Raw genomic sequence first — 22,550 nt, 5'->3', positions numbered from 1 at the left:
GGAGACCGACCGATGGAAGTGATCCTTCTCGAACGCGTGGCCAAGCTCGGCCAGATGGGTGACGTCGTCACCGTCAAGGACGGCTTCGGCCGTAACTACCTGCTGCCGCAAGGCAAGGCACTGCGCGCCAACGAATCCAACATCAAGAGCTTCGAAGAGCGCAAAGCGCAGCTCGAGGCCCGCAACCTCGAAACCAAGAAAGAAGCCGAAGCTCTGGCGTCGAAGATCGACGGCGAGACCTTCGTCGTGATCCGTTCGGCTTCGGACGGCGGCAACCTCTACGGTTCGGTCACCACCCGCGACGCGGCGAACATCGCCTCCGAGCAGGGTTTCTCGGTTGACCGCAAGCAGGTCATCATCCGCCAGCCGATCAAGGTTCTCGGTCTGCATGACGTCGAAGTGCACCTGCACCCCGAAGTCGTCGCCGAGATCCAGCTCAACGTCGCTCGTTCGCCCGAAGAGGCCGAACTGCAAGCGTCGGGCAAGTCGATCCAGGACGTGGCGGCCGAGGAAGAGGCTGCAGCCGAATTCGAGATCGCCGAACTGTTCGACGATATCGGCGGCGCGACCTCCGACGACGACGAGGGCGGCCCCGTTGCCACCCCCGAGTCGGCCGAAGACGAAAACAACGCCTGATCGGTCGCTACGACCTTTCAGTCCGAAAGACAGAGAACCGCGCCTTCCGGGGCGCGGTTTTTTCATGCTTGCCTGTCAGGGTAGTTCTGCTGAAATATGTCTAATGACATAGTCGGGCCGCGACGCGCGGCGCAGACCCCGGAACCGCGTGCCGCAATCCGGCGTTGGCCCCTAAATGGCCCTCAGGGCTTTGAAAACAGGGGACATGCATGACGAAACGATCGGGGCAGGGCCCACGCGACGACGCATCGAGCCGACGCGACCGGCTCGTGCAGGCGGGGCTTCTGGGCTTCGGCGTCTATCTCATGTGGCGGCGCTATCAGGACGATCGACAGGCCGCGATCCACGGGCCCACGGAAGGTCGCAGCGCCCGCCATGTTCCCGCGACCCGCACCGACCGCTATGACCGGCCCGCCGACCGCGCGCTGGGACGTCAGGCGGAAAGCCCGTTCGATATCCCCCGCGCAGGCTGGAAGGCCATCGCCAAGCGCGCTTACGGTCAGATCGACGAGGACCGCGTGCTGGCCGTCGCCGCGGGCGTGACCTTCTACGCGCTGCTCGCCCTGTTCCCGGCCCTGACCGCCACCGTCTCGATCTACGGCATTTTCGCGGATCGCCAGACCATGCTGCAGGACCTCGACGCGCTCAAGAACGTCATTCCTCCCGAAGCGCTGACGCTGATCCGCAACCAATTGGAGCAGTTGATCGGGTCCAGTTCAAACGCGCTCGGGCTGGCCTCGATCTTCGGCATCCTGCTGGCGCTCTGGTCGGCCAATGGGGGTGCGAAAGCGATGATCGGCGCGCTCAACGTGGCCTATGGCGAAAAGGAGCGGCGCAGCTTCGTGCAGCTCAACGCTTTTGGGCTGGGCATGACGATCACCGGGATTGTCATGGTCTGCGCACTGATCCTCGTCGCCGCCGTGCTGCCCGTGATGCTCGACTACATCCCGATGGGTGGGGCGCTGGATGCGGTGCTGCGCTGGGGGCGCTGGCCGGTGATGGCGCTGGTGCTGATGGGGATGCTGATGCTGCTCTATCGCTACGCGCCCGCCCGCAACGCGCCGCGCTGGATCTGGGTGGTGCCGGGGGCGATTGCGGCGTCGATCCTGCTGCTGATCGTCTCGGCGGGCTTCTCGTTCTACACGTCGAACTTCGCGAATTACTCGAGCACCTATGGCTCGATCGGCGCGGTGGTGGTGCTGATGATGTGGATCTGGCTCTCGACGACGGCGGTGCTTCTGGGGGCCGAGATCAATTCCGAGGCCGAGCATCAGACCGCGCAGGACAGCACCATCGGAGACCCGCGCCCCTTGGGCGCGCGGAACGCCGTGGTGGCAGACGCGGTGGCGCCTGCGCCCGCGCGCAAGCGCTGAGCGCGGCAGGGCGCGCGAACGAGCCTCAAAATCGCCGTTTTTACAGGGAATCCTGTCCGGGCAAGCAACCCTGACGAGGCCCTGCCATGCGGCTGTTTTCGATCCTGCACTTCGCGCTGACCCACACGATCCTCGTGACGGGCGGACTTCTGTACCTGCATGATCCCGAAGGCGCGCGCGACCGGCTCGCATCGGCGGGCGAGGTGCTGCGCACCGCGATTTACGACCGGGTCGCACCGGCCAATCCGGCGGCGGATCGCACGGCGTCCCTGCAGGTGGATCGTGCTGCCCAGAAGTTGCGCGAGGTGGCGACCGCGACCGATCTGCCCTCGCTGATCCCGAACGCGAAATTCCTGAAAGTACCGTCCGCGGAGTGAGCCGGGGTAGGCTCAAGTCGCGCCACATCCCTTCCGCGAACGCAAAAGGCCGCCCCGAGAGGCGGCCTTCGCAATTACTGGGCTGAGCGCCCGAAGATCACAGCTCGTCGAGCTTCTCGATCTCTTTCTGCAGCTCTTCCTTGGTGACTTCCTTGTCGTCCACCTTGGCTTCGCCAGCGATGTAATCGACGACCTTGTCTTCGAAGAGCGGCGCGCGCAGCTGCTGCTGCATCTGCGGGTTCTGCTGCACGAATTCGAAGAAGGCGCGCTCCTGACCCGGGTACTGACGTGCCTGGTTCATGATCGCCTGGGTCATCTCGGCGTCGGAGACCTCGATCTCCTGCTTGCGACCGATTTCGGCGAGCAGCAGGCCAAGGCGCACGCGGCGCTCGGCGAGGGTGTTGTGCTCGTCGGTGGTTTCGATCTCGCCGTGGTCATGGCCGTGATCGTCCGGGTTCTCTTCGTGATAGAGCTGGTGCGCGATCTGCTTGGCCTCGGCTTCCACGAGCGAGGGGGGCAGGTCGAACTTCACCTGATCGTCGAGCTGGTCGAGCAGGCCACGCTTCATCACCTGACGTGCAGCGCCCTGATACTCGGCTTCCAGACGCTCTGCGACCTGCGCTTTCAGCGCGGCGAGGTCTTCGGCGCCGAACTGCTTGGCCATCTCGTCGTCGATCTCGGCAGCCTTGGGCGCCTTCACTTCGTGGACCTTGCACTTGAACAGCGCTTCCTTGCCCGCGAGATGCTCCGCACCGTATTCGGTCGGGAAGGTCACGGTCACTTCGACGTCGTCACCGGCTTTCGCGCCGACGAGTTGCTCTTCGAAGCCCGGGATGAACGAACCCGAACCGACTTCCAGCGGGTAGCCTTCGCCCTTGCCGCCTTCGAACGCTTCACCGTCGACGAAGCCTTCGAAGTCGATCACGACCTGATCGCCGTTCTCGGCCTTGCCTTCTTTGGTCTCGAAGTTCTTGGCGGTCGCGGCGAGGCTTTCCAGCGCTTCGTTCACTTCGCCCTCGTTGGCCTTCACGACCAGACGCTCGAGCTTGACGCCCGACAGATCAACATCCGGGATTTCCGGCAGCGCTTCGTACTCGACGGTCACGACCACGTCGTCACCCTCTTTCCAGTCTTCGCCGTCTTTCATCTCGATCTTCGGCTGCATCGCGGGGCGGTCGCCGGTTTTCTCGAAATGCTCGCTCATCGCGCCGTCGACCGATTCCTGCATCGCTTCGCCAAGGATGCGCGGGCCGAATTGCTTGCGCAGCATCGCCATCGGAACCTTACCCTTGCGGAAGCCCTTCATCTCGATCTCGGGCTGCGCTTCGGAAAGCTTCGCGGTGACCTTCTCGTCGAGTTCCTTGGCGGTGATGGTGATCTCGTAGCCGCGCTTGAGGCCGTCGTTCTGGGTCTCGGTGACCTGCATGGTTTGTCCTTTGTCTCTGGGCGCCGCGCGGATCGCGGCCGGTTCTCGAATTTCAGGCGTCCTTCTATTGAGCCTCAGCCATGGTGGCAAGGCGAAAAGGGGCTGCGGGGCGGCCTCCGGGCGGTGAAATACGCGCGCGGGCGGGCGCGTGCGAGGAGATGCCGGGAACACAGGATCGGGAGCGGGTAGGGCGGGCGCTGACAAAGCGGTGCAAGGTGCGGCGCGCGGCTGCGGCAGATCGGGAGGAAGATGCAGCCGGGACGCACCACCCCACAATGGTCGCCCCGGCCGCGAATCCGGGATTGCACCCAACGGGCGCGCTGTCGCGATCTCTCTCCGCTTCGGCGGATCCGCCCCCTTGTTTGCGGAGCCCAAGCGAAGACGTCACGATCTCCCTGAAGGTCCACTCTAAGCCGGAAGTGTTTGAAACTCAGCGGTCATTTTCGGACAGATCGCCTTTTTGCGGCCCGTGCTGTGGTCGAAAAATACGACTTCACGCGACGGCGCGCCAGCCGCGCTCGACGCATTCGAACTTCACCGCCTGCCTGCGGAAGTGATCGCGCACGAACCCGGGCGAGAGCCAGAGCCGGCCCCGCCTGCGCGGCAATTCCCATCCAAGGTTGCCCGCCTCTTCGGCCTTCTGGACCATGCGCTTGATCTTCGAGACCGAGATCAGGAATTGCTCCGCCAGAGCGGCAATGCTGACCGGTTCGAGATAGATGCGCCCGTCGGTCTCGCGCAGGTCGGTGAGCATGCGGATCAGCGCATGGAGCAGGATGCCGCCAGTGTCGGAGCCGAGGAAATGCGCCATCGAGGGCGGCGGCGCGCGCCATTCGGGATCGGCGCGGATGATCTCGACCATGTGCCGCTGCATCGCGAAGGGAAGATCAGGATCGTTGCGCGCTGCGGCCAGCCGCGCGCCACCGTCGAGCATGTCGAGGCAATGCAGATGCCCCTCGCACCAGCGCCGCATCCCCTGTTCGGCGATGAGCGTGGTGGTGACAGGGCGCAAGCGCCCGTCGCCTTTGGGCTCGCTCGGCGGGGCGAGCAGGCCATGCACCTCCATCTCGCCCAGATACTGGCTCAAAGTCTTGCGGTTGATCTCGACATGGGGCGTCAGCGCCGCGAGAAGCCGGCCCGGCGTCAGCTCCGGCGCGTCCGGCCCCGTCTTCGCCTGCATCGCCAGCGCGAAGCTGGTCTGGCTGACGAGCCAGCGCCGATGCGAGGCCATGTGCCGCGCGATCCGCGGCGTCTGCGCCTGCACGTCGAGCAGCATCGTCGCCACCGCCTTCTGTGTGGCGAAGAAATTCGGATTGGCCGCAATCGCGTCGCGGCTGAGCGCGTTGCTGGAATTGGGGGAGCGCGAGCCGAACTCCGGCGCGTCTTCGACAGGCCGCCGGGGCGGCATTTGCGGGCCTTCGACCATCACGCCTCCCACGCTTTCGGTCACCAAAGCGGGGGCGTAGCAGGCCCGCGCAGCCATCCGAAATTAGCACGCTCGCGTGATAAGGCGAGGGTATCTTGTGATATTCCGCAAGTGGGGAGTGGTGCGGGTGAAGGGACTCGAACCCCCACGCCAAAGGCGCCAGAACCTAAATCTGGTGCGTCTACCAGTTCCGCCACACCCGCATCAGGGGCGTAATAGCAACAGCCTGCGGGCTCGGAAAGAGGAAGATGCGATTTTGCTCGTCTTAACGAGATGGTGAAGGTTAGCCTGTACCCAAAGGCGCGTCAGACGCCGAAGTTACGAGTAGGCAAGAGCAGGTATCGCCATGGGACAGGCACCAGGGCGGGGGGATGGCATGGCCATGCTCCGCCAGATCATCGAATCCAATCCACGCCACGCATTGCCGGGCTCGGCTGGCCCGAACGTGACAGAGCGCGTATCGCCAACCGAGGCGCGCAAGCCGAAGCCGGATCTCAGCGCGGGGATCGCCGCCGGGGCGCGGGTCTACACGCTCGACGGGGCCATCCCGATCGAGTTTCTCGAACCCGGCGACCGGATCGTGACGCGCAGCGGGACATGCAAACTCAAGGCGTTGCGGGCGGGCGACTATGTAGGCGCGCTGATCCGCATCTCGCCCGGCGCGCTTGGCCATGACCGGCCCGGGGCGCCGCTGCTGATTGCGCAGGGCGCGCAACTGATGATGCGCGACTGGCGGGTGCAGGTGATCTACGGCAAGCGCGAGGCGCTTCTGCCCGCACAATCTGTCGTCGACGGCCACTATGTCACGCTGGGTCAGGGCCGCGCGCGGCTCTTCGTGCTGGAATTCGAGACGCCCGAAGTGATCTATGTCGACGGTGTGGAAATGGCCGCCGCAGTGGCAAGCGTCGACGCCTGATCGACGCGGAATTCCCGACAATTTTCATAAGTCTCAGAGGGTTGCGAGGCGTCGTCTCGTCACATCTGCGATAGTGATTTGACATAAACGCACCTGATCACGCGCTTGTGTTGACAGGATGATATGTCATTTGCATAGTCTTATTATGCACTAGGGGACGAGTACGCAGTTTCGCTGCGAAACGCGTGGTTAAATCTGTTCGGAGATTTTGATGACGGCACCTTTGCGAAATGCAGAGGCGATCTTGCATTGCGCGGGTTGCGCTGGACGTAACCATGGCGTGTGCGGATCCCTCTCGGATCGAACCCTCGCCCGGGTCGCGCAACGGGCGCGCACGATCTCCGTCGCGGCCAATGACCGGCTTTGCGAGGAAGATGTCTCCTGCCACCACATCGCGCTGGTTCAGAGCGGCATGTTGCGGATGCAGAGCCATTCGCTCGCGGGGCGTCGCAAGATCACCGGGCTCGTCGTTCCGGGCGACAGCATCGGTCAGATCATCCGGGGCACGCGGGACACCGCGATCGAAGCCGTGATCGACACCAGACTTTGCCTGTTCGAGTCGGCGAATTTCGCTCAGCTGATCGAGCAGGAGCCCGAATTGCGCCGGGCCCTTTGTCATCAGGCGGAAAACTGGACCGAGAAAGCGCGGCGGTTGAGCTTGCTACTGGGCGCCTATGGGCCTGCGAGCCGACTGCGCGCGCTGCTGCTGCTGGCGCCCAGTATCATGCCTTGGAAAGCCCTGCCTGACGGGGGTGGCGTGTTGACGATGCTGCTGCCGCGTCAGGACATCGCCGATCTCATCGCCACGACGCAGGAGACGGTCAGCCGCTCGCTGCATCAGTTCCAGAAAGACGGGCTGATCGATATCCTGAACGCTAGGCAATTCCGCCTGAACGACCTCGAGGCCCTGTCCGAAGGCCTGGAGGAGATCCTGCACCAGTGAGCGCGCTCACTCGTCGCGCATCTCCAGCGAATTTCCCGAGATTTCGATAAGCCTCTCCAGATTGGCGAGCTCGACATCGTAAGGCGTGACGATCCGGATCGCGCCCGTGCGCTCGAGCTGGTGAAACGCCCGGCTCAGCGATTCCGGCGAGGTGCCCAACAGATGCGCTATATCGACCCGCTTGATATGGATATGCAGATTCAGCTGGATGGGCGCATGCGCGGTGCCTTCCAGGGTCCGGTATTTGTGGCGGCTCAGGATGATCAGGAGCGAGGCGAGCCGCTCGACGACTTTCGAGCTGCCCAGCACCATCACCCACTCGCGCGCGGCGTCGAGCTCGTCGAGAATGCTCAGCAGGAACAGCCGCTCCGCCTCATGCGAGCGGGCGATGATCGCTTCGAATTTCTGCCGGTCGCAGGTCAGAACCGCCCCGTCGCTGAGCGCCTCGATCCGGTAGCCGGAGGGGCCGTTGAAGGCGCGCCCGAACATGTCCGACGGCGTGATCAGCCCGATGATGTGGCGGTGCCGGTCCTGCAGGGTTTTCGACATCGCGAGAAACCCGTCGGTCACGAAGCCAATCCGGTCCGCGACCTCGCCGTCTTCGATCAGCACATCGCCCGGCGAAAAGCGAATGCTTTGCCAGAGCGGCATCATCTCGCTGCGCAAATCCTCCGGGAGTACGTCGAGCAGGCGCTGCAATTTGCCCTGCGCCACCACGCCCTCGATCTCGACCGGCTGTCCGGATTTCGGATGCTCGTTCATGCGTCTCCTCTCCCTGTCGCGGGAAGGATTCTAGTCCGGGTCAGACCGGGATGCGAGAGCTACGAGGTCGAGAATCCGGGATTGTGCCGCTCTTTTCTGCGCCTCTCATCATGAAGTTGCAGGAAAAATCGCGCGGCACTGGTAGCACGTTGATCGGCATCAAAGAATCACGCTGAACAGTCACGGTAAAATATCTTGCAACAAAGGAGAGACAGATGAAAAACCTGCTTATCATTCTTGGCGTGACTGCGGCTCTGGCTGGCTGCGAGACGATGACCGGTCCGGCAGCTTCCGACATGACCGATGAGGCGATGACCGCTCCGGCGGGCACTTCGACCGCCACCACGGACACCTCGGGCACCCACACCAACACGCAAGACCAGGATCGCTCGCGCGAGCAAGCGTCGCAATAATCTGACACGGGCGGCGAGGGGCTGATGCATCTCGCCGCCCGCATTGTCTGGGGCGCGCGACCTCAAAGGGGTGACAATGACCGAAGGCCATATCGACGGGCGCAAACTGCGGCGCGCCTGGCGTTTTCTGTGCGGCGGGGCGATGGCTCTGCTGCTTGTCTTGGGGCCCGGTCCCGCAGTCGCGGAGGCTCCCGTCGCTGGTGCTATCACCGACGCGGCGCTGCTGCAGGTGCTGCGGTCGGGCGATTGGCCCGCGGCGGAGGCAGCGGCGCGCGCGCGCTTGGCGCGCAATCCAGACGATGTGGGCGCGCTTGTCGTGCTGGCGCGGGCGCTGCGGGGGCAGGGCGACGCGGCAGGGGCGAAGGCGGCGGCCACCCGCGCCAATGCGCAGGCCCGGACGCAGCAGGAAAAATATGTCAGCGCGGTCGAGATGGCGGCGGCGAGCTACGATCTCGGGCATCCGTTCGCAGCCCAGCTCTGGCAACGCCGCGCGATCGAAATGGCGCCCAGTGATGCGGTGCGCGCGTCGAGCGTGCGGGACTATCGCGTCCTGTCCGCGGCTAATCCGTGGAGCTTCTCGGTGAATTTCGACGCGGGCGCGTCGAGCAATGTCAACAATGGCAGTCTCGCGGATACCGTCGATATCGGCGGTATCGACTTCACGCTCAATCCCGATGCGAAGGCGCTGTCGGGCTACGAGATTTCGCTGTCGCTGAAGGCGCGCTACAAATTCGCAGGGTTTGGGGAGTTGCCCGCGAGTTTCGGGGCGCAGAGCTACACCAAACAGGTGGTCCTGTCGGGCGATGCGAAGGACACGGTGCCCGATGCGCGTGGCTCGGATTACGCGTTCAACGCGGTCGAGGCGACGCTGGGGCAGGCGCTCAGCCCGGCCGATGCGCCGTTGCGCTATCGCCTCGATCTCCTCGTGGGCAAGAACTGGTATGGCGGCGACGACCTGAGCGACTATCTGCGGGTTTCGGGCAGCGCGCAGTGGGGCGATCCGCGGCGTTCGCTGACGCAGGTGACGCTCTCTGGCGAACGGCAGTTGCGCCTCGACAGTTTCCGCAACTCGGCGAATGTCGTCACCGCGAGCCTGAGCCATCACCGGCGGCTTGAGGGAGGGGATCGGCTGGGGCTGTCCTTTGCCCTGCGCGACGCGTCTTCGGAGGCGGTCGAGATCGATCATCGGGCGATGCTTGCGGGCGTGTCTTACGATTTCGCCAAGCCGCTGGCCGGGACCGTCACCGTCGGCGCGGCGCTGGAACTGGAGCGACGCGATTATGACGCGACGCTTTACGGACCCGGCGCACGGCGCGACACGCGCGGGCGGCTGGCGCTGCAATTCGGGTTCCCGAAGCTCGAATTCTACGGCATCTCGCCGACCCTGCGGCTGGAGGGCGAAGAGACCCGCTCCAATGTCGATTTCTACGACAGCTCGCAGGTGAAATTGCGGCTCGGACTGCGGTCGAATTTCTGACCTCGCGCCCCGGTTTGGGGCTTTCATCTGTAAATATTGCGATTTCTGCGACTAAGTGGTCACGCTGCCCATCTCCTCTCGATTTCGTTGACACACATCAATGCGAATCACGAAGTGCTCACGGGAATGTGAGCCGTGGCTAACAGTAAATTCGCAGTGAAATCAGAGGGATAAATCTCTATTTCCTGACTGGACGCCATTTGACGTGGGGACGCGGCGGATGACGGGAGGGCAGGTGCCTGAGGGGTCATCGGTTCGCTCATATGGATAGAGGGGACGCAGATATGGCGACACAAATTGACCCAGGTAACGTCGACGATTGGGACGAACCGCTGAACACCGACCCGATGTTCCGCTCGTCGCATGTCTTCAGCACGGCGGATATCACGGTGACCTTCGACGGGATGACGGTCGGGAACTCCGAAGACCCGCAGGCGGTCTTTGATACCGTCGACGATCCGAACGATCCCGAGGATACCAAGATCACCAAGGAGGGGGTGACGCTTTATCCGATCGACAGCGAATTCGGCTATTACGTCAGTGATTTTCAGAATGCCGAGCAGAAAGAGCTCGATGGCGACTATGCCGAGGGCTGGGCGGGTGATGTCTACGACTCCGAGGGCAATCAGCTTGGTCTCGTTATCTCGGATTCACCCACCGACACGTTCAAGACGCCCGCCGTGTACGGCACTTGGCTCGCGGGTCTGGGCGGCAACACGGTGAAGGCCTCGACCGAGCATTACGTCGTGATGCAGAACATCCTGTCGGACCAGCGTTTCCCGGGGGATACCGAGGCGCTCTATCCGCTCGACGACGAGCTTTTCATCGTCGGCGGTGAATATGATGGGAAGTCGGTGCGCGGCCTGCTCGAGGGAGAATACGAAGGCATCACGATCACCGACACCAATGGTGACGGCAAGGTCGACATCAAGGATATCCTCTCCGCCAACGAAACCGAGATCGACAGCAATATCGCGGTCAGCAGCGACTACTCGGTGACGCTGAAGGATGACGGAAAGCTGCTCTATCGCTGGGGTAACACGATCAAGAAGCCCAATGACGTGCGTCTTGAAGCGACGATGGACCTGCCCGACGAGTGGAGCGAGTACAACCCCTACACCTCGCTGCGTAACATTTACCACGTGACCGAGGCCGAGCTGGTCGTGCATCATACGATCACCAACAACCCCAACGACCAGATCCGTCCCGAGGATTTCGAGAACGAGGCCGCGATCGGCACGTTGCCGGAATATATCATCGTGCCGGACTACAACCTTGACGGGCAGGGTGCCCGTGAGGTCTGGATCACCGCCGATGACTACTATGCGGGAGATGGCACGCTCTACGAGGCAGGCACGATCCTGCGCGACGATCTTCTGGCGCAGCAATGGGCAGCGAGCGATCTCGCGACGATCGGGGCCGAGGATGGGGCGGCGGGCTTCACCAACGCCTGGTACACCACGATGGACCGCGAGCCCTTCGAGCCGGTGCTGAACGAAGATGGCACCGAATATGCCGATAGCGGTCCGCGCTGGCGTCTGAAGACCGACAAATATGGGCAGGATCTGCCCTCGGTGGTGATCCCGATCGACCCGAGCGACGAGCCGCCTCCCACCAACGACGAGGTGAAATACGAGGTCGGCGCAGAGACCCAGACGGTGATCAACCTGCTCGATTGGGGCTATCCCGCCCAGCCGCTCTCGGTCAGCTCGGGCTGGCAGGACAAGCCCGGCGAGGTGTCGGTCAACGGGATGAACTATTCCGACGGCTTCGATATGGCGGTCTACATCAAGGGCGACATCAAGCCCGCGACGATCTACAGCGCCGAGCTGCTGATGGATTACGAGCTAGTCACGCCCTACGCGGTCGGGGCCAATGTCGTCGGCACGGACGGGAATGATTTCCTTGTCGGGATCGGCTCGAACGCCTTCACGGGCGGCGCGGGCACCGATCTCTTCGTGCTCAGCTACGGCTCCTCGGTCGAGGGCGTGCCGCTGACCGCGAGCACGATCAGCGATTTCGAAGTTGGCACCGATGCGATCGGCCTGATCGGGCTGGGCGTCTCGGACACGAATTTCGCCGACAACATCTCGCAAGTGGTGAATGGGACCAATCTTGAAATCTACCTCGACACGGATGGGGCCGAAATCGGTGCCGACCCGGTTCTGATCGCGACGCTGACCGACGTGGCGGGCGATCTCGGGCCGAGCGGAGGGCTTGTCATGGAGGAAGACTTCCTTCTGGCCAACCCGGGTGCGGGCGATGATCCGGGCACAACGGGCCCCAACGAGATCATCGGCACCGATGCGAGCGAGACGCTGATGGGGACCCCGGGCGACGACATCATCACGGCGCTGGGCGGAAACGATATCCTCTACGGCCTTGCGGGCACCGACCTGCTCGACGGGGGTGCCGGGCTCGACCGTCTCTATGGCGGTCTGGACGCGGATGGGTTCGTCTTCGCAGAGGGCACCACGCTCGACATCGTCTACGACTTCGAAGACGGGGTCGACATGATCGCACTCGACGGGGGGCTAACCTTCGCCGACCTCGAGATCATCAGCTACCGCACGACGGGCACTCAAATCACCGCAGGTGACGACCGGATGATCCTGCGCGATGTGGATGTGAGCCTGATCACCGAGGATGATTTCACAACTGTCGATCAATTTGTCGCCGACATGACGCTCGTGAGCGTCTGATCCGGGTTTCTAGAAGGACAATACGAATGAACAACAAAGTAACTTTCATCGCACTGGCGGCTGCGGCCGCCACTCTCTCGGCCTGCGGCGGCAGCGGAACCACGGTCAACACCGCCCCCACCTATGCGGAACTCGTGGCGCGCGCCGATACGGCGGCGGCTGGGGTCGTGGATCTGAGTACCGGGGATGTGACTGGCGGACGCGACGATGTGCCGAATTCGGGTACGGCCAGCTACACCGGTTACGTCAAGGGCGACCTTGACAGCGGCGGGACGTTAATCGGCGAGCTATCGCTCGACGCGAATTTCTCGGGCGGGACGGTCACCGGCTCGGCGACTAATTTCCAGCACTCGACGAAGGACGCCTATACCGGCTCGCTTACGCTTTCCGGCGGGACGATCACCGATAGCGGCGTTGTCGGGACGGCCGATACCTTCGGAGGCAGCCTCGATGGGACGCTCTCCAACGGTGGCACCGATTACACCACCTCGATTTTGCTCGACGGCGAATTCGTTGGCGGGAGCGGAGCAACGCTGCCCGACAATATTGCTGGCTATGCAGACGGCACGCTTGATGACGGGGTGACGAACGATGCGTTCACCGGGGCGTTCATCACCACGCAAACGCCCTGACCGACCCCACTTTCATCAGTGGTACCGGAATGGCCCGGCGGAGCGATCCGCCGGGCCTTTCTCTTTCCTCCCTCGCGGCGCAGTAACCTGACCCCGATCACGAAAAGGGCCCGGCAGGATACCTCGCCGGGCCGTTCATCTTGATCGTGTGGGACGCTGCGTGAAGCGGAACCCTTGGCCCCCCTCATTCCCCCCGGAAGGCGCGGTTGAAATAGACCGTCAGCGGCTGGGTCAGGTAGGACAGCGGCGTGCGCGCATCGGTCTTGAGGAAGGCCTCCACCGGCATGCCGGGCATCAGCTTGACCTCGGGCAGGGCGGCCAGCGCCTCTGGATCGGGCTCCACCGTCGCCTCGTAATAGGTCTCGCGGTTCGCCTCGTCGGTCTGCACGTCGGGCGAGACCCGCAGCACTTCGGCCGGGATCGCGGGCGTGGTGCGGCGATTGAAGGTCGAGAATTGCAGCGAGACCTGCTGACCGGAATAGACCTGATCGATGCTCGTCGGATCGACGCGGACTGAGACGTAGAGCGGCTGATCGCTGGGCACGAGGAACATCATCGGCTGGGCGGGCTGGATGACCGATTGCAGCGCGAAGACCTGCGAGCCGAACACCACGCCATCGACCGGCGCGCGCACGTCGAGCCGTGCGAGCTTCTCGCGCAGGGTGTTCTCGCGTTCGACCAGCGAAATCTCGTTATATTGCAGGTCGCGCAACTGGGTGATCGCGGCCTCGCGGCGATCCTCGGACAGGCCGACGACCTCGATCTCGAGCGACGAGATCCGCACGCGCGCCTCCGCGATGACCGAGTTCAGCCGCCCGATCTCGCCGGTCAGCTTGGCGTGTTCGCGCTGGGTGGCGAGGACGCGCGAGGCTTCCATCAGCTTGCGCTCGTAGAGGCTCTGCTTGTCCTCCAGCTCCTGCGACACGAGGTCGAGCTGCTCCATCAGCGAGACGCGCTGTGCCTCGACGCCTTCGATCTGCTTTTCGATCTGTTGCTGTTGTTCGCGCAGCTGGTTGATCTTCTTGGCCATCGTCGCCTGACGCGCGGCAAAGAGGTTGCTCTGGCCCTCGCGTTGCTGGGCGACCTGCTCGGGGTCGAGCATCGGGAAGTCGGGCAGTACGGTGAAATCCACCTCTGTCAGATCGTCGCGCTCGGCGGCCAGCCGCGCCTTGCGCACCGCGATCTCCAGAAGCTGCGCCTGCACGATCGCAAGCTCCGAGCGCAGAAAGGTCCCGTCGAGGCGCAGTAGCACGTCGCCCGCATGCACCTGATCGCCGTTATGGGCGAGGATTTCGCCCACGACGCCACCATCGGGGTGCTGGATCACCTGCCGTTCGCTCTCGACCTTGACCACGCCGCGCGACACGACCGCGCCGTTGATCTTCGCACCGACGCTCCAGGCGCCCATGCCGCCGACGAGGAGGGTGATCGCGCCGAAGCCTGCGGCGAGCAGAAGTCGGCTATTTGCGAAATCGGGAGATTTTCTCATTTCTCGGCCCTCATCGTCAGAATGCGTTGCACGTCCTGCGCGTTCTTGATCATCGACTGGATGACCTCGTCGCGCGGCCCCTGCGCGGTGATCTGGCCGCTTTCGAGGATCACGAGGCGCGAGCAGGCTTTGATCGCATTGGTGCGGTGGGTCATCAGCACGACCGATTTGCCTTCCTCGGTCATTGCCTTCACCACGGCGTTCAGCGCCTCGGAGCCCTCGGAATCGAGCGCCGAGTTCGGCTCGTCGAGCACCAGAAGCACCGGATCGTTGTAAAGCGCGCGGGCCAGACCCAGCCTCTGACGCTGGCCGCCCGAGAGCTGCGCGTCGCGCGCGCTGATCTGGGTGTCATAGCCCTTGGGTAGTTGCAGGATGATCTCGTGGATATGCGCTTTCTTGGCGGCGGCCACGACCCGCTCGGCATCCGGCGATTGCGCCATCTGCGCGATGTTCTCGGCGATGGTGCCGTCGAAGGTCTTCACCACCTGCGGCAGGTAGCCGATGAATTGGCCCAGCCGCTCGGGGCTGTATTGGTCGAGTTTGGCGGCGGCGAGTCGCACCTCGCCCGCGGTGGGCGACACGAGACCCACCAGCGCCCGCGCCAACGTCGTCTTGCCCGAGCCGCTCTTGCCGATCACGCCGATGGCTTCGCCCGGCGCGACATCGAAGCTCACGTTATACAGGATCGGACGCTCGCCACGTTTGCGCGAGACCGAGACGCCGCGCACCGACAGATCGCCCGTCGGAGCGGGAAGTTCGGTCGGCTTACGCGCCTCGGGCACGGAGCCCAGAAACGCCCGCAGCGAAGCCCAACCGTTGCGCGCGCGGTGCAGCAGCGTCCATTGGCCCAGCACCTGCTCGACCGGGGCCAGCGCGCGGCCCAGCAGGACCGAGCCCGCGATGATCGCGCCCGCCGTCATCTCATGTTGCAGCACCAGATAGGCGCCCACCGCCAACACTGCCGATTGCAGCAGCATCCGGAAGCCCTTGGAAAATGCGCCGAACGCGCCGGTCCAGTCGGCCGCGCGCAGCATCTTGCGCTGACCTTCGGTCTGGGTGTCCTGCCAGCGCGCGCGCATGGTCTCTCCCATGCCCTGCGCCCAGAGGTAATCGGCCCCGTCCTCGACCTGCCGCGCGATCTGGTTGCCCGCGAAAGAGGTGCCCTGCGCCTCGGTCAGGCGGGTCTGGGTGAGCCAGTGGTTGAGCAGCGAGGTCACGACCAAAAGCGCACCGCCCGCCAGCGCCAGCCAGCCCAGAAGCGGGTGGAAGATGAAGATCGCGGCTGCGAAAACCGGCGTCCACGGGATGTCCAAGAGCGACAGCAGCACCGGCGAGGCGAAGACGGTTTTCACCGCATCGAGGTCCTGCAGCGCGCTCGCGCCCTTGTCGGTGCGTCCCAACGCTGCGCGCTCCAGCGAGGCGCGGAAGACGCGGTCGGAGAGATTGGCGTGAAGCCGTGCCCCGACCCGCGCCATCACGCGGGCGCGGACGAATTCCAGAATGGTGTAGAACAGGTAGAGGAACACCACGAGGCCGAACAGCGCGACCAGCGTCTCTTCCGAGCGCGAGCCGATCACCCGGTCATAGACCTGCAGCATGAAAAGCGGCCCGGTCAGAAGCAGAAGATTGGTGAAAAAGCTGAACAGAACAGCCGAGCCGATCAGCCCCCGGCTCCCGGAAAAGGCGCGCCGCATTTCCGACCGCGCGCCCGAAGAAGAAAGTCCCACGCCAATACCCCAAAGTTGCGTATCCCCGGGTTCATTTTCACGACGCGGTGAGGGGTATCATTGATTGATGTCAATTTTGCGCGAGGCGGGTCGAAAAAGCTGCGCGGGCAGCCGCGCGCGGGTGGCGTCAGCCCTGCGCCATCAACGCGCGCAGCACCTGCGGGACCGCTTCGGGCAGGTCCTCGGCAATCAGGCCGGGGCCGAAGCTGCGCGCGGCCTCCACATGGAGCCAAGCTGCGGAGGTCGCGGCGTCGAAGGGTTTGAACCCGCGCGCAAGCAGCCCCGTGATAAGCCCGGCCAGCACATCGCCCGCGCCTGCGGTCGCAAGCCACGGCGCCGCGCGGTCCTGCGTCGCTGAGTGCAGCGCGACGTGCCCGTCTGGGTCCGCAATCGCGGTGTCGGCGCCTTTGAGCAGCACCGTGCAGCCTGCGCGCGCAGCGGCTTCGCGGGTGGCGTCCAGCTTGGAGTAGCTTGGATCGTCGCCTGACAGTTTCTCGGCCAGATCGGGGAACAGCCGTTTGAATTCGCCCGGATGCGGGGTCAGCACGCAAGACTCGTGAAGCTGGCCGAAGAGCCCGCTCGGATCGTCGGCAAAGGCGCTGAGCGCATCGGCATCGAGCACCGTCGCGCGTTTGCCCCAAAGCGCGGCCGGCACCATCTCCTGCGCGCGCGCCATGCCCAGACCGGGGCCGAGGCAGAGCGCGTTGAGACGGTCGTCGCCCAGCATCCCGCGCAAGGAATAGGCGTCGGGCAGGGCGTTCAGCATAATCGCGTCGAGATGGGCTGCGTTCTCGGCCAGCGCCTTGGGCGGGCAGGCGAGCGTCACCAGCCCCGCGCCGATCCTGAGCGCCGCCCGCGCCGCCATCCGCGCCGCCCCGCCTTTGCCGGCACCACCCGAGAGCACCAGCGCATGACCGTGGCTGTATTTGTGGCCCGCCTGCTTCATCAGGAAATTCGACGGGCGATCGATCAGCCATGTGGCGCCAGGGGTCGCATCCTGCGGCAGGCCGATATCGGTCACGACGAGGTCGCCGCGCATCGACGCGCCGCCGCCGGGCCGGTCGGGCCCGTCCGAGGGATCGAGGTAATGGCCGCATTTCGCGCGGTGGAAGCTGACCGTCAGATCGGCCGGGAAAGCGCCGCCGAGATTGCGCCCGCTATCCGAGGAAATGCCGCTGGGAATATCGACCGCGACAAAGCGCGGGCGCGGTCCCGAGGGATTGGAAAACCGCCGCGGATAAATCCCGCGCCATGTCTTCGCGGTGTCGTCGGGCATCGGACGCGTCAGGCCGGTGCCGAACAAAGCGTCGATCACCAGCCCGCCCTCCATATCGTCGATCCGGTCCTCGATCGCGGCATCGTCCCACGGCATAACCGCGCCGATCTGCGCCCAGCGGTCGTGATTGGCCTTTGCATCGGGGGGCAGGCGGGTCGGGTCGCCATAGGCGTAGCAGGCGATGATCCAGCCGCGCTCGGCCAGAAGCCGCGCGATCACATAGCCGTCGCCGCCATTATTGCCCGGACCGCACAGCACCACCGCCTGCGACGGCCCCGGATCGGGCCAGCGCGAGAAGACTGCCGTGACGACGCTTTCCCCGGCGCGCTCCATCAATTCAAGGCCCGTCACCGCGCCGCTCTCGATCTCGGCGCGTTCGCATTGGCGCATTTGGCTCGCGGTCAGGATTTCGGGCATGGTCCTCGGGTCTTCAAAGGAATTGTTTTCAAACTGCTGCTTTTTTGTGCTACTTGCACGAATTGCGGGCGCGGCTTTCGGAATTCCGATCCCCATTCCGCTCCCGTCCAGCCTAGCCGATTGCGGGGGCTTTGGGAAAGTGGTCTGAGGGGGTCGGAACGAAGACCTGACGGAGGAGTCGGCGGCATGAAAAAGGTGGAGGCGATCATCAAGCCCTTCAAACTCGATGAAGTGAAAGAAGCACTTCAGGAAGTTGGTATTCAGGGCCTTTCGGTGATCGAGGTGAAAGGGTTCGGGCGCCAGAAGGGCCATACCGAGCTTTATCGCGGCGCCGAATATGTCGTGGATTTCCTGCCCAAGGTGAAGATCGAGATGGTGCTGCCCGACGACCTCGTCGACGCCGCCATCGAAGCGATCACGAATGCCGCGCGCACCGAGAAGATCGGCGACGGCAAGATCTTCGTCTCTCCGATGGAGCAGGCGATCCGTATCCGCACCGGCGAGTCGGGCGACGACGCGCTGTAACTTCCGCCATTCCCGCCGGGCCTCGTTGCGGGTCCGGGGATAACCCAAGCTCAACGAAAGGGTAATGTGACATGAGCATCAAGGACGCTCTCAAACTGATGAAGGACGAAGACGTCGAATACGTCGACGTTCGCTTCACCGATCCGCGCGGCAAGCTGCAGCACGTGACGCTGATGCATACCGAGGTCGACGAAGATTTCTTCGAAGAAGGCTTCATGTTCGACGGCTCCTCGATCGCGGGCTGGAAGTCGATCGATCAGTCCGACATGAAACTGATCCCGGACGCGTCCTCGGTCTATATTGACCCCTTCTACGCCGAGAAAACCATGTGCGTGCACTGCACCGTGGTCGAGCCCGACACCGGCGAACCCTATGCCCGCGACCCGCGCGGCACCGCCGAGAAGGCCGAAGCCTATCTCGTCGCCTCGGGCATCGGTGACTCGGCCTTCTTCGGTCCGGAAGCGGAATTCTTCCTCTTCGACGACGTGAAGTTCTCGGTCTCGATGAACAAGGTCTCCTACGAGGTCGACGCGCTCGACGCGGCCTGGAACACCGACACCGATTACGAGATGGGCAACATGGGCCATCGTCCGGGCGTCAAGGGCGGCTACTTCCCGGTCAACCCGGTGGATGACGCGCAGGACCTGCGTTCGGAAATGCTCTCGACCATGAAGCGCATGGGCATGAAGGTCGACAAGCACCACCACGAAGTGGCCTCGTGCCAGCACGAGCTGGGCCTGATCTTCGGGACGCTGACCAAGCAGGCCGACGACATCCAGAAGTACAAATACGTGATCCACAACGTGGCGCACGCCTATGGCAAATCGGCGACCTTCATGCCGAAGCCGATCGCGGGCGACAACGGCACCGGCATGCACGTGAACATGTCGATCTGGAAGGACGGCAAGCCGCTCTTCGCAGGCGACAAATACGCCGACCTGTCGCAGGAAGCGCTGTACTTCATCGGCGGTATCCTGAAGCACGCGAAGTCGCTCAACGCCTTCACCAACCCGTCGACCAACTCCTACAAGCGTCTGATCCCGGGCTTTGAAGCTCCGGTTCTGCGCGCGTATTCGGCTCGCAACCGCTCGGGTTGTGTCCGTATTCCGTGGGCTGAATCCCCCAAGGCAAAGCGCGTCGAAGCCCGTTTCCCCGATCCGTCGGCGAACCCCTACCTGTGCTTCTCGGCTCTGCTGATGGCTGGTCTCGACGGCATCAAGAACAAGATCGATCCGGGCCCGTCCTCGGACAAGGACCTCTACGATCTGCCGCCGGAAGAACTGGCCTCGATCCCGACCGTTTGCGCCTCGCTGCGTGAAGCGCTCGAGACGCTGGAAGCCGATCACGAGTTCCTGCTGGCCGGTGACGTGTTCACCAAGGACCAGATCGAGGGCTACATCGCACTGAAGTGGGAAGAAGTGTACGCGTTCGAGCACACCCCCCACCCGGTGGAATACAAGTACTACTACTCCTGCTAAACGGGAGAGGGACAGTGATGGGAAGGGGCGTCCGTTTGGGCGCCCCTTTCGCTTTGGGGCCTGAGATATGGCGCTTTCGCATCGCCCGACGCGGGGTAAGGCCCCGCCACTTGACAGACGCACCTGCGCCGCCCATCTGTCGGGCCTTGGCTGCCGGATGCCTGCCGCCCGCGGGGTGTGACCCTTGGTGAAATCCGGTTCACGATCGCTCTCCATTCTTTCGGGGGCTCTTCGGCAATGCGGGCCCCGAAGCGGTGGATCATCCCCGTGGAGACGAGACAATGACTGTGAACACAGTGAAAGACGTGAAGGCGCAGGCGCGCCGGTTGAGCGAGGCGATGGCGCGCGCGGGCAATCCCGTTGCGCTGTCGAAAGCCTATGAGCTGACCGCGCAGGCGGCGGGTCATGCGGATTGGAACACGATGGTGGCGGCGCTGCGACGTGCCGAACCGGCAGCGCAAGCGAAGGGCTATGCCTTGGGTGACGCGGTGCGCGGGCGCTATCTGGGCCATCCGGTGAGCGGGCGCGTCCATGCGCTGCGCCGCAAGGGCGCGACCCATTACGACATCGAGATCGCGCTGGACGAGCCGGTCGATGTGGTTGAAAGCCCCGTCTTTTCCTCGATGCGGCGGCGCGTGCGCGCGACCATCGGTGCGGATGGGCGTTCGATCGGGCGGCGCTCCGACGGGGTCGCGCATCTCGAACTGGACTGAGCAGAAGGGGCGCATCTAGCGCCCCTTTTTCTTTGCGCGCGGCTGGGGCAGGATCGTCCGGCGAGATGGCGGGGAGGGATCATGCGCTCTGAGAAGGATAAGATGCTGGCGGGCGAATTGTATCGCGCCGAGGGCCCGGAGATCGAAGCCGATGTGGCACGGGCTGCTGCGTGGATGGATCGGTTCAACGCTACCGTCGCGCATAGTGCCGAGGACTGCCACGCGCTGCTGACGGAGCTGTTCGCGGACGTGGGGCAGGGCGCGCGTATCCGCCCACCATTTCATTGCGATTACGGCAGCAATATCCGGCTGGGGGCCGGGGTTTTCCTGAATTACGACTGTGTCATTCTCGATGTGGTTGCGGTCACGATCGGCGATCGGACGCAGATCGGGCCGAAGGTGCAGATCCTGACCGCCGATCATCCGCGCGATCCGGAGGCGCGCAGGACGGGGCTGGAATTCGGACGGCCCGTGCGGATCGGCGAAGATGTCTGGATCGGCGGCGGCGCGATCATCCTGCCGGGTATCACGGTGGGCGATGGCGCGTTGATCGGTGCGGGGGCTGTCGTGACGCGCGACGTGCCTGCGGGCGCTACGGTCGCGGGTAACCCGGCGCGGATCATCGGTAAGGCTTGAGGGGGGAGAGGGGCAGCGAACTTGCCCCGCCGCGCCCTTCTCGCTAAGGGAAACCAAAGATCAATCAGGAGGATCAGGCATGAGCCGCGCATTCGTATTCCCCGGTCAGGGCGCACAGGTCATCGGCATGGGCAAGGCATTGGCCGACGCCTATCCCGCGTCGAAAGCGGTGTTCGAAGAGGTCGATGACGCGCTCGGGCAAAAGCTGAGCACGCTCATCTGGGAAGGCGAGCAGGACGAGCTGACGCTGACCGCCAATGCCCAGCCCGCGCTGATGGCGACCTCGATCGCGGCTTTGCGCGCGTTGGAGGCCGAAGGCTATGCGGTGACGGACGCGGCCTATGTCGCGGGCCACTCGCTCGGCGAATATTCGGCGCTTTGTGCGGCGGGGTCGCTGAGCCTGGCCGACACCGCGCGCCTGCTGCGCGTGCGCGGCGATGCGATGCAATCGGCTGTGCCGGTGGGCGTGGGCGCGATGGCCGCGATCCTCGGGCTCGATTTCGAGGCGGCGTCGAAAGTCGCAGGCGAGGCGGCGCAGGGCGAGGTGTGTCAGGCGGCGAACGATAACGATCCGAGCCAGGTCGTGATCTCGGGCGACAAGGCGGCGGTCGAACGCGCCACGGTGCTTGCCAAGGAAGCGGGCGCGAAGCGGGCCGTGATGCTGCCGGTCTCCGCACCGTTCCACTGCGCGCTGATGCAGCCCGCCGCGGATGCGATGGATGCGGCTCTGGCAGGCGTCGAGATCAAGGCGCCGGTCGTGCCGCTGGTCGCCAATGTTCGCGCCGAGGCGGTGAGCGACCCGGCCCTGATCCGCGAACTGCTGGTCGAACAGGTCACGGGCTCGGTGCGCTGGCGCGAGAGCGTGGCGTGGATGGCCGGTCAGGGCGTCGACGAGATCTGGGAGATCGGCGCGGGCAAGGCGCTTTCGGGCATGATCCGCCGGATCGCGAAAGAGGTGACCTGTCGCGCGGTCGGCACGCCGGAGGATATCGCCGCGCTGAAGGGCTGAGGGCTACGCCGGGGGATCCTCCCCCGGACCCCCTGGGATATTTTCGTCAAGAGGAAGCGCAGGCCGACCGGTTCCAAGTCGAACTAGTCGGCCTTTTCATACGGTTGTGATCGCGATGCGCCTGTCGCTTTGATGCGCGCAACCATGGCGTGTGGCACTTAGAGTTCCCTAACGGCGCTTTCGCTGCTAAGAGAGCG

General features: G+C 64.2%; 20 protein-coding genes and 1 tRNA gene. 14 read left to right on the top strand and 7 right to left on the bottom strand.

The features are described 5' to 3' along the window. Positions 1-12 precede the first annotated feature (12 nt). The 3 genes from rplI (at position 13) to BMI91_RS14755 (ending at position 2,386) form a co-directional block, all read left to right on the top strand. On the top strand, positions 13-636 hold the full coding sequence (gene rplI / locus BMI91_RS14765) for a 50S ribosomal protein L9 (RefSeq protein ID WP_078520923.1): 624 nt from the start codon (positions 13-15) through the stop codon (positions 634-636). 209 nt (positions 637-845) lie between these two features. Then, positions 846-2,009 (top strand): YihY/virulence factor BrkB family protein, encoded by a 1,164-nt coding sequence (locus tag BMI91_RS14760; RefSeq protein ID WP_078601253.1) that lies wholly within the window; start codon positions 846-848, stop codon positions 2,007-2,009. Positions 2,010-2,095: 86 nt separating this feature from the next. After that, a complete protein-coding gene (locus tag BMI91_RS14755; RefSeq protein WP_078601254.1) occupies positions 2,096-2,386 on the top strand; it encodes a hypothetical protein in 291 nt (96 codons plus the stop codon). A gap of 97 nt (positions 2,387-2,483) precedes the next feature. Here the strand turns inward: BMI91_RS14755 and tig are convergent, their stop codons facing one another. The 3 genes from tig to BMI91_RS14740 form a co-directional block, all read right to left on the bottom strand. Beyond that, the gene (gene tig / locus BMI91_RS14750; RefSeq protein WP_078601255.1) at positions 2,484-3,812 is read right to left on the bottom strand and encodes a trigger factor; all 1,329 of its coding nucleotides are present in this window, start codon (positions 3,810-3,812) and stop codon (positions 2,484-2,486) included. Between the two features lie 493 nt (positions 3,813-4,305). Next, positions 4,306-5,295 carry a hypothetical protein gene (locus BMI91_RS14745; RefSeq protein ID WP_158522174.1) on the bottom strand — a complete coding sequence of 330 codons (990 nt, stop codon included), beginning with the start codon at positions 5,293-5,295 and terminating at the stop codon, positions 4,306-4,308. Between the two features lie 62 nt (positions 5,296-5,357). Continuing rightward, positions 5,358-5,441, bottom strand: a tRNA-Leu gene (locus BMI91_RS14740). A gap of 173 nt (positions 5,442-5,614) precedes the next feature. Here BMI91_RS14740 and BMI91_RS14735 point away from each other — a divergent pair. Together BMI91_RS14735 and BMI91_RS14730 are read left to right on the top strand one after the other, a co-directional pair. After that, positions 5,615-6,154: a Hint domain-containing protein gene (locus BMI91_RS14735; RefSeq protein WP_158522173.1), complete on the top strand. Its 540-nt coding sequence runs from the start codon at positions 5,615-5,617 to the stop codon at positions 6,152-6,154. A gap of 280 nt (positions 6,155-6,434) precedes the next feature. Beyond that, positions 6,435-7,097 carry a Crp/Fnr family transcriptional regulator gene (locus BMI91_RS14730; RefSeq protein WP_158522172.1) on the top strand — a complete coding sequence of 221 codons (663 nt, stop codon included), beginning with the start codon at positions 6,435-6,437 and terminating at the stop codon, positions 7,095-7,097. A 6-nt stretch (positions 7,098-7,103) separates the two neighbouring features. On the opposite strand, the gene BMI91_RS14725 is transcribed toward BMI91_RS14730, so the two are convergent. Beyond that, on the bottom strand, positions 7,104-7,859 hold the full coding sequence (locus BMI91_RS14725; protein ID WP_078520910.1) for a Crp/Fnr family transcriptional regulator: 756 nt from the start codon (positions 7,857-7,859) through the stop codon (positions 7,104-7,106). A gap of 215 nt (positions 7,860-8,074) precedes the next feature. On the opposite strand from BMI91_RS14725, the gene BMI91_RS14720 reads away from it, so the two are divergent. The 4 genes from BMI91_RS14720 (at position 8,075) to BMI91_RS14705 (ending at position 13,083) form a co-directional block, all read left to right on the top strand. Then, positions 8,075-8,272 carry a hypothetical protein gene (locus BMI91_RS14720; RefSeq protein WP_078520909.1) on the top strand — a complete coding sequence of 66 codons (198 nt, stop codon included), beginning with the start codon at positions 8,075-8,077 and terminating at the stop codon, positions 8,270-8,272. Positions 8,273-8,348: 76 nt separating this feature from the next. Beyond that, complete coding sequence (locus BMI91_RS14715) at positions 8,349-9,749, top strand: surface lipoprotein assembly modifier (protein WP_078605651.1); 1,401 nt, start codon at positions 8,349-8,351, stop codon at positions 9,747-9,749. Between the two features lie 284 nt (positions 9,750-10,033). Then, complete coding sequence (locus tag BMI91_RS14710; protein WP_078605649.1) at positions 10,034-12,451, top strand: calcium-binding protein; 2,418 nt, start codon at positions 10,034-10,036, stop codon at positions 12,449-12,451. 26 nt (positions 12,452-12,477) lie between these two features. Then, entirely contained in the window at positions 12,478-13,083 is a 606-nt protein-coding gene (locus BMI91_RS14705; protein ID WP_078520906.1) for a HupA family protein, read from the top strand. A 184-nt stretch (positions 13,084-13,267) separates the two neighbouring features. Here BMI91_RS14705 and BMI91_RS14700 read toward each other — a convergent pair whose 3' ends face one another. From BMI91_RS14700 to BMI91_RS14690, 3 genes are all read right to left on the bottom strand, one after another. Next, the gene (locus BMI91_RS14700; protein WP_078605647.1) at positions 13,268-14,572 is read right to left on the bottom strand and encodes an HlyD family type I secretion periplasmic adaptor subunit; all 1,305 of its coding nucleotides are present in this window, start codon (positions 14,570-14,572) and stop codon (positions 13,268-13,270) included. Further along, positions 14,569-16,299: a type I secretion system permease/ATPase gene (locus BMI91_RS14695; RefSeq protein ID WP_244176650.1), complete on the bottom strand. Its 1,731-nt coding sequence runs from the start codon at positions 16,297-16,299 to the stop codon at positions 14,569-14,571. Before BMI91_RS14695 ends, BMI91_RS14700 begins: the two co-directional genes overlap by 4 nt. Before the next feature lie 127 nt (positions 16,300-16,426). Next, positions 16,427-17,992, bottom strand: coding sequence for an NAD(P)H-hydrate dehydratase (locus tag BMI91_RS14690; protein ID WP_078605643.1), 1,566 nt, complete (start codon positions 17,990-17,992; stop codon positions 16,427-16,429). A gap of 186 nt (positions 17,993-18,178) precedes the next feature. On the opposite strand from BMI91_RS14690, the gene BMI91_RS14685 reads away from it, so the two are divergent. The 5 genes from BMI91_RS14685 (at position 18,179) to fabD (ending at position 22,353) form a co-directional block, all read left to right on the top strand. After that, positions 18,179-18,517 carry a P-II family nitrogen regulator gene (locus tag BMI91_RS14685; RefSeq protein WP_075775041.1) on the top strand — a complete coding sequence of 113 codons (339 nt, stop codon included), beginning with the start codon at positions 18,179-18,181 and terminating at the stop codon, positions 18,515-18,517. 71 nt (positions 18,518-18,588) lie between these two features. After that, the gene (gene glnA, locus BMI91_RS14680; protein WP_078520902.1) at positions 18,589-19,995 is read left to right on the top strand and encodes a type I glutamate--ammonia ligase; all 1,407 of its coding nucleotides are present in this window, start codon (positions 18,589-18,591) and stop codon (positions 19,993-19,995) included. 281 nt (positions 19,996-20,276) lie between these two features. Then, positions 20,277-20,708 (top strand): glyoxalase superfamily protein, encoded by a 432-nt coding sequence (locus BMI91_RS14675; protein WP_078550019.1) that lies wholly within the window; start codon positions 20,277-20,279, stop codon positions 20,706-20,708. Between the two features lie 81 nt (positions 20,709-20,789). Next, positions 20,790-21,344, top strand: coding sequence for a sugar O-acetyltransferase (locus BMI91_RS14670; RefSeq protein WP_078605640.1), 555 nt, complete (start codon positions 20,790-20,792; stop codon positions 21,342-21,344). A 79-nt stretch (positions 21,345-21,423) separates the two neighbouring features. Beyond that, positions 21,424-22,353, top strand: a complete 930-nt coding sequence (gene fabD, locus BMI91_RS14665; protein WP_078605638.1) for an ACP S-malonyltransferase — start codon at positions 21,424-21,426, stop codon at positions 22,351-22,353. Positions 22,354-22,550 lie beyond the last annotated feature (197 nt).

Origin of the sequence: Thioclava sediminum (assembly GCF_002020355.1) — a bacterium.
In the GTDB taxonomy this organism is placed as follows: domain Bacteria; phylum Pseudomonadota; class Alphaproteobacteria; order Rhodobacterales; family Rhodobacteraceae; genus Thioclava; species Thioclava sediminum.
Note: the sequence above shows the minus strand (reverse complement) of the source record. Positions and strands in the feature narration are given on the sequence as shown.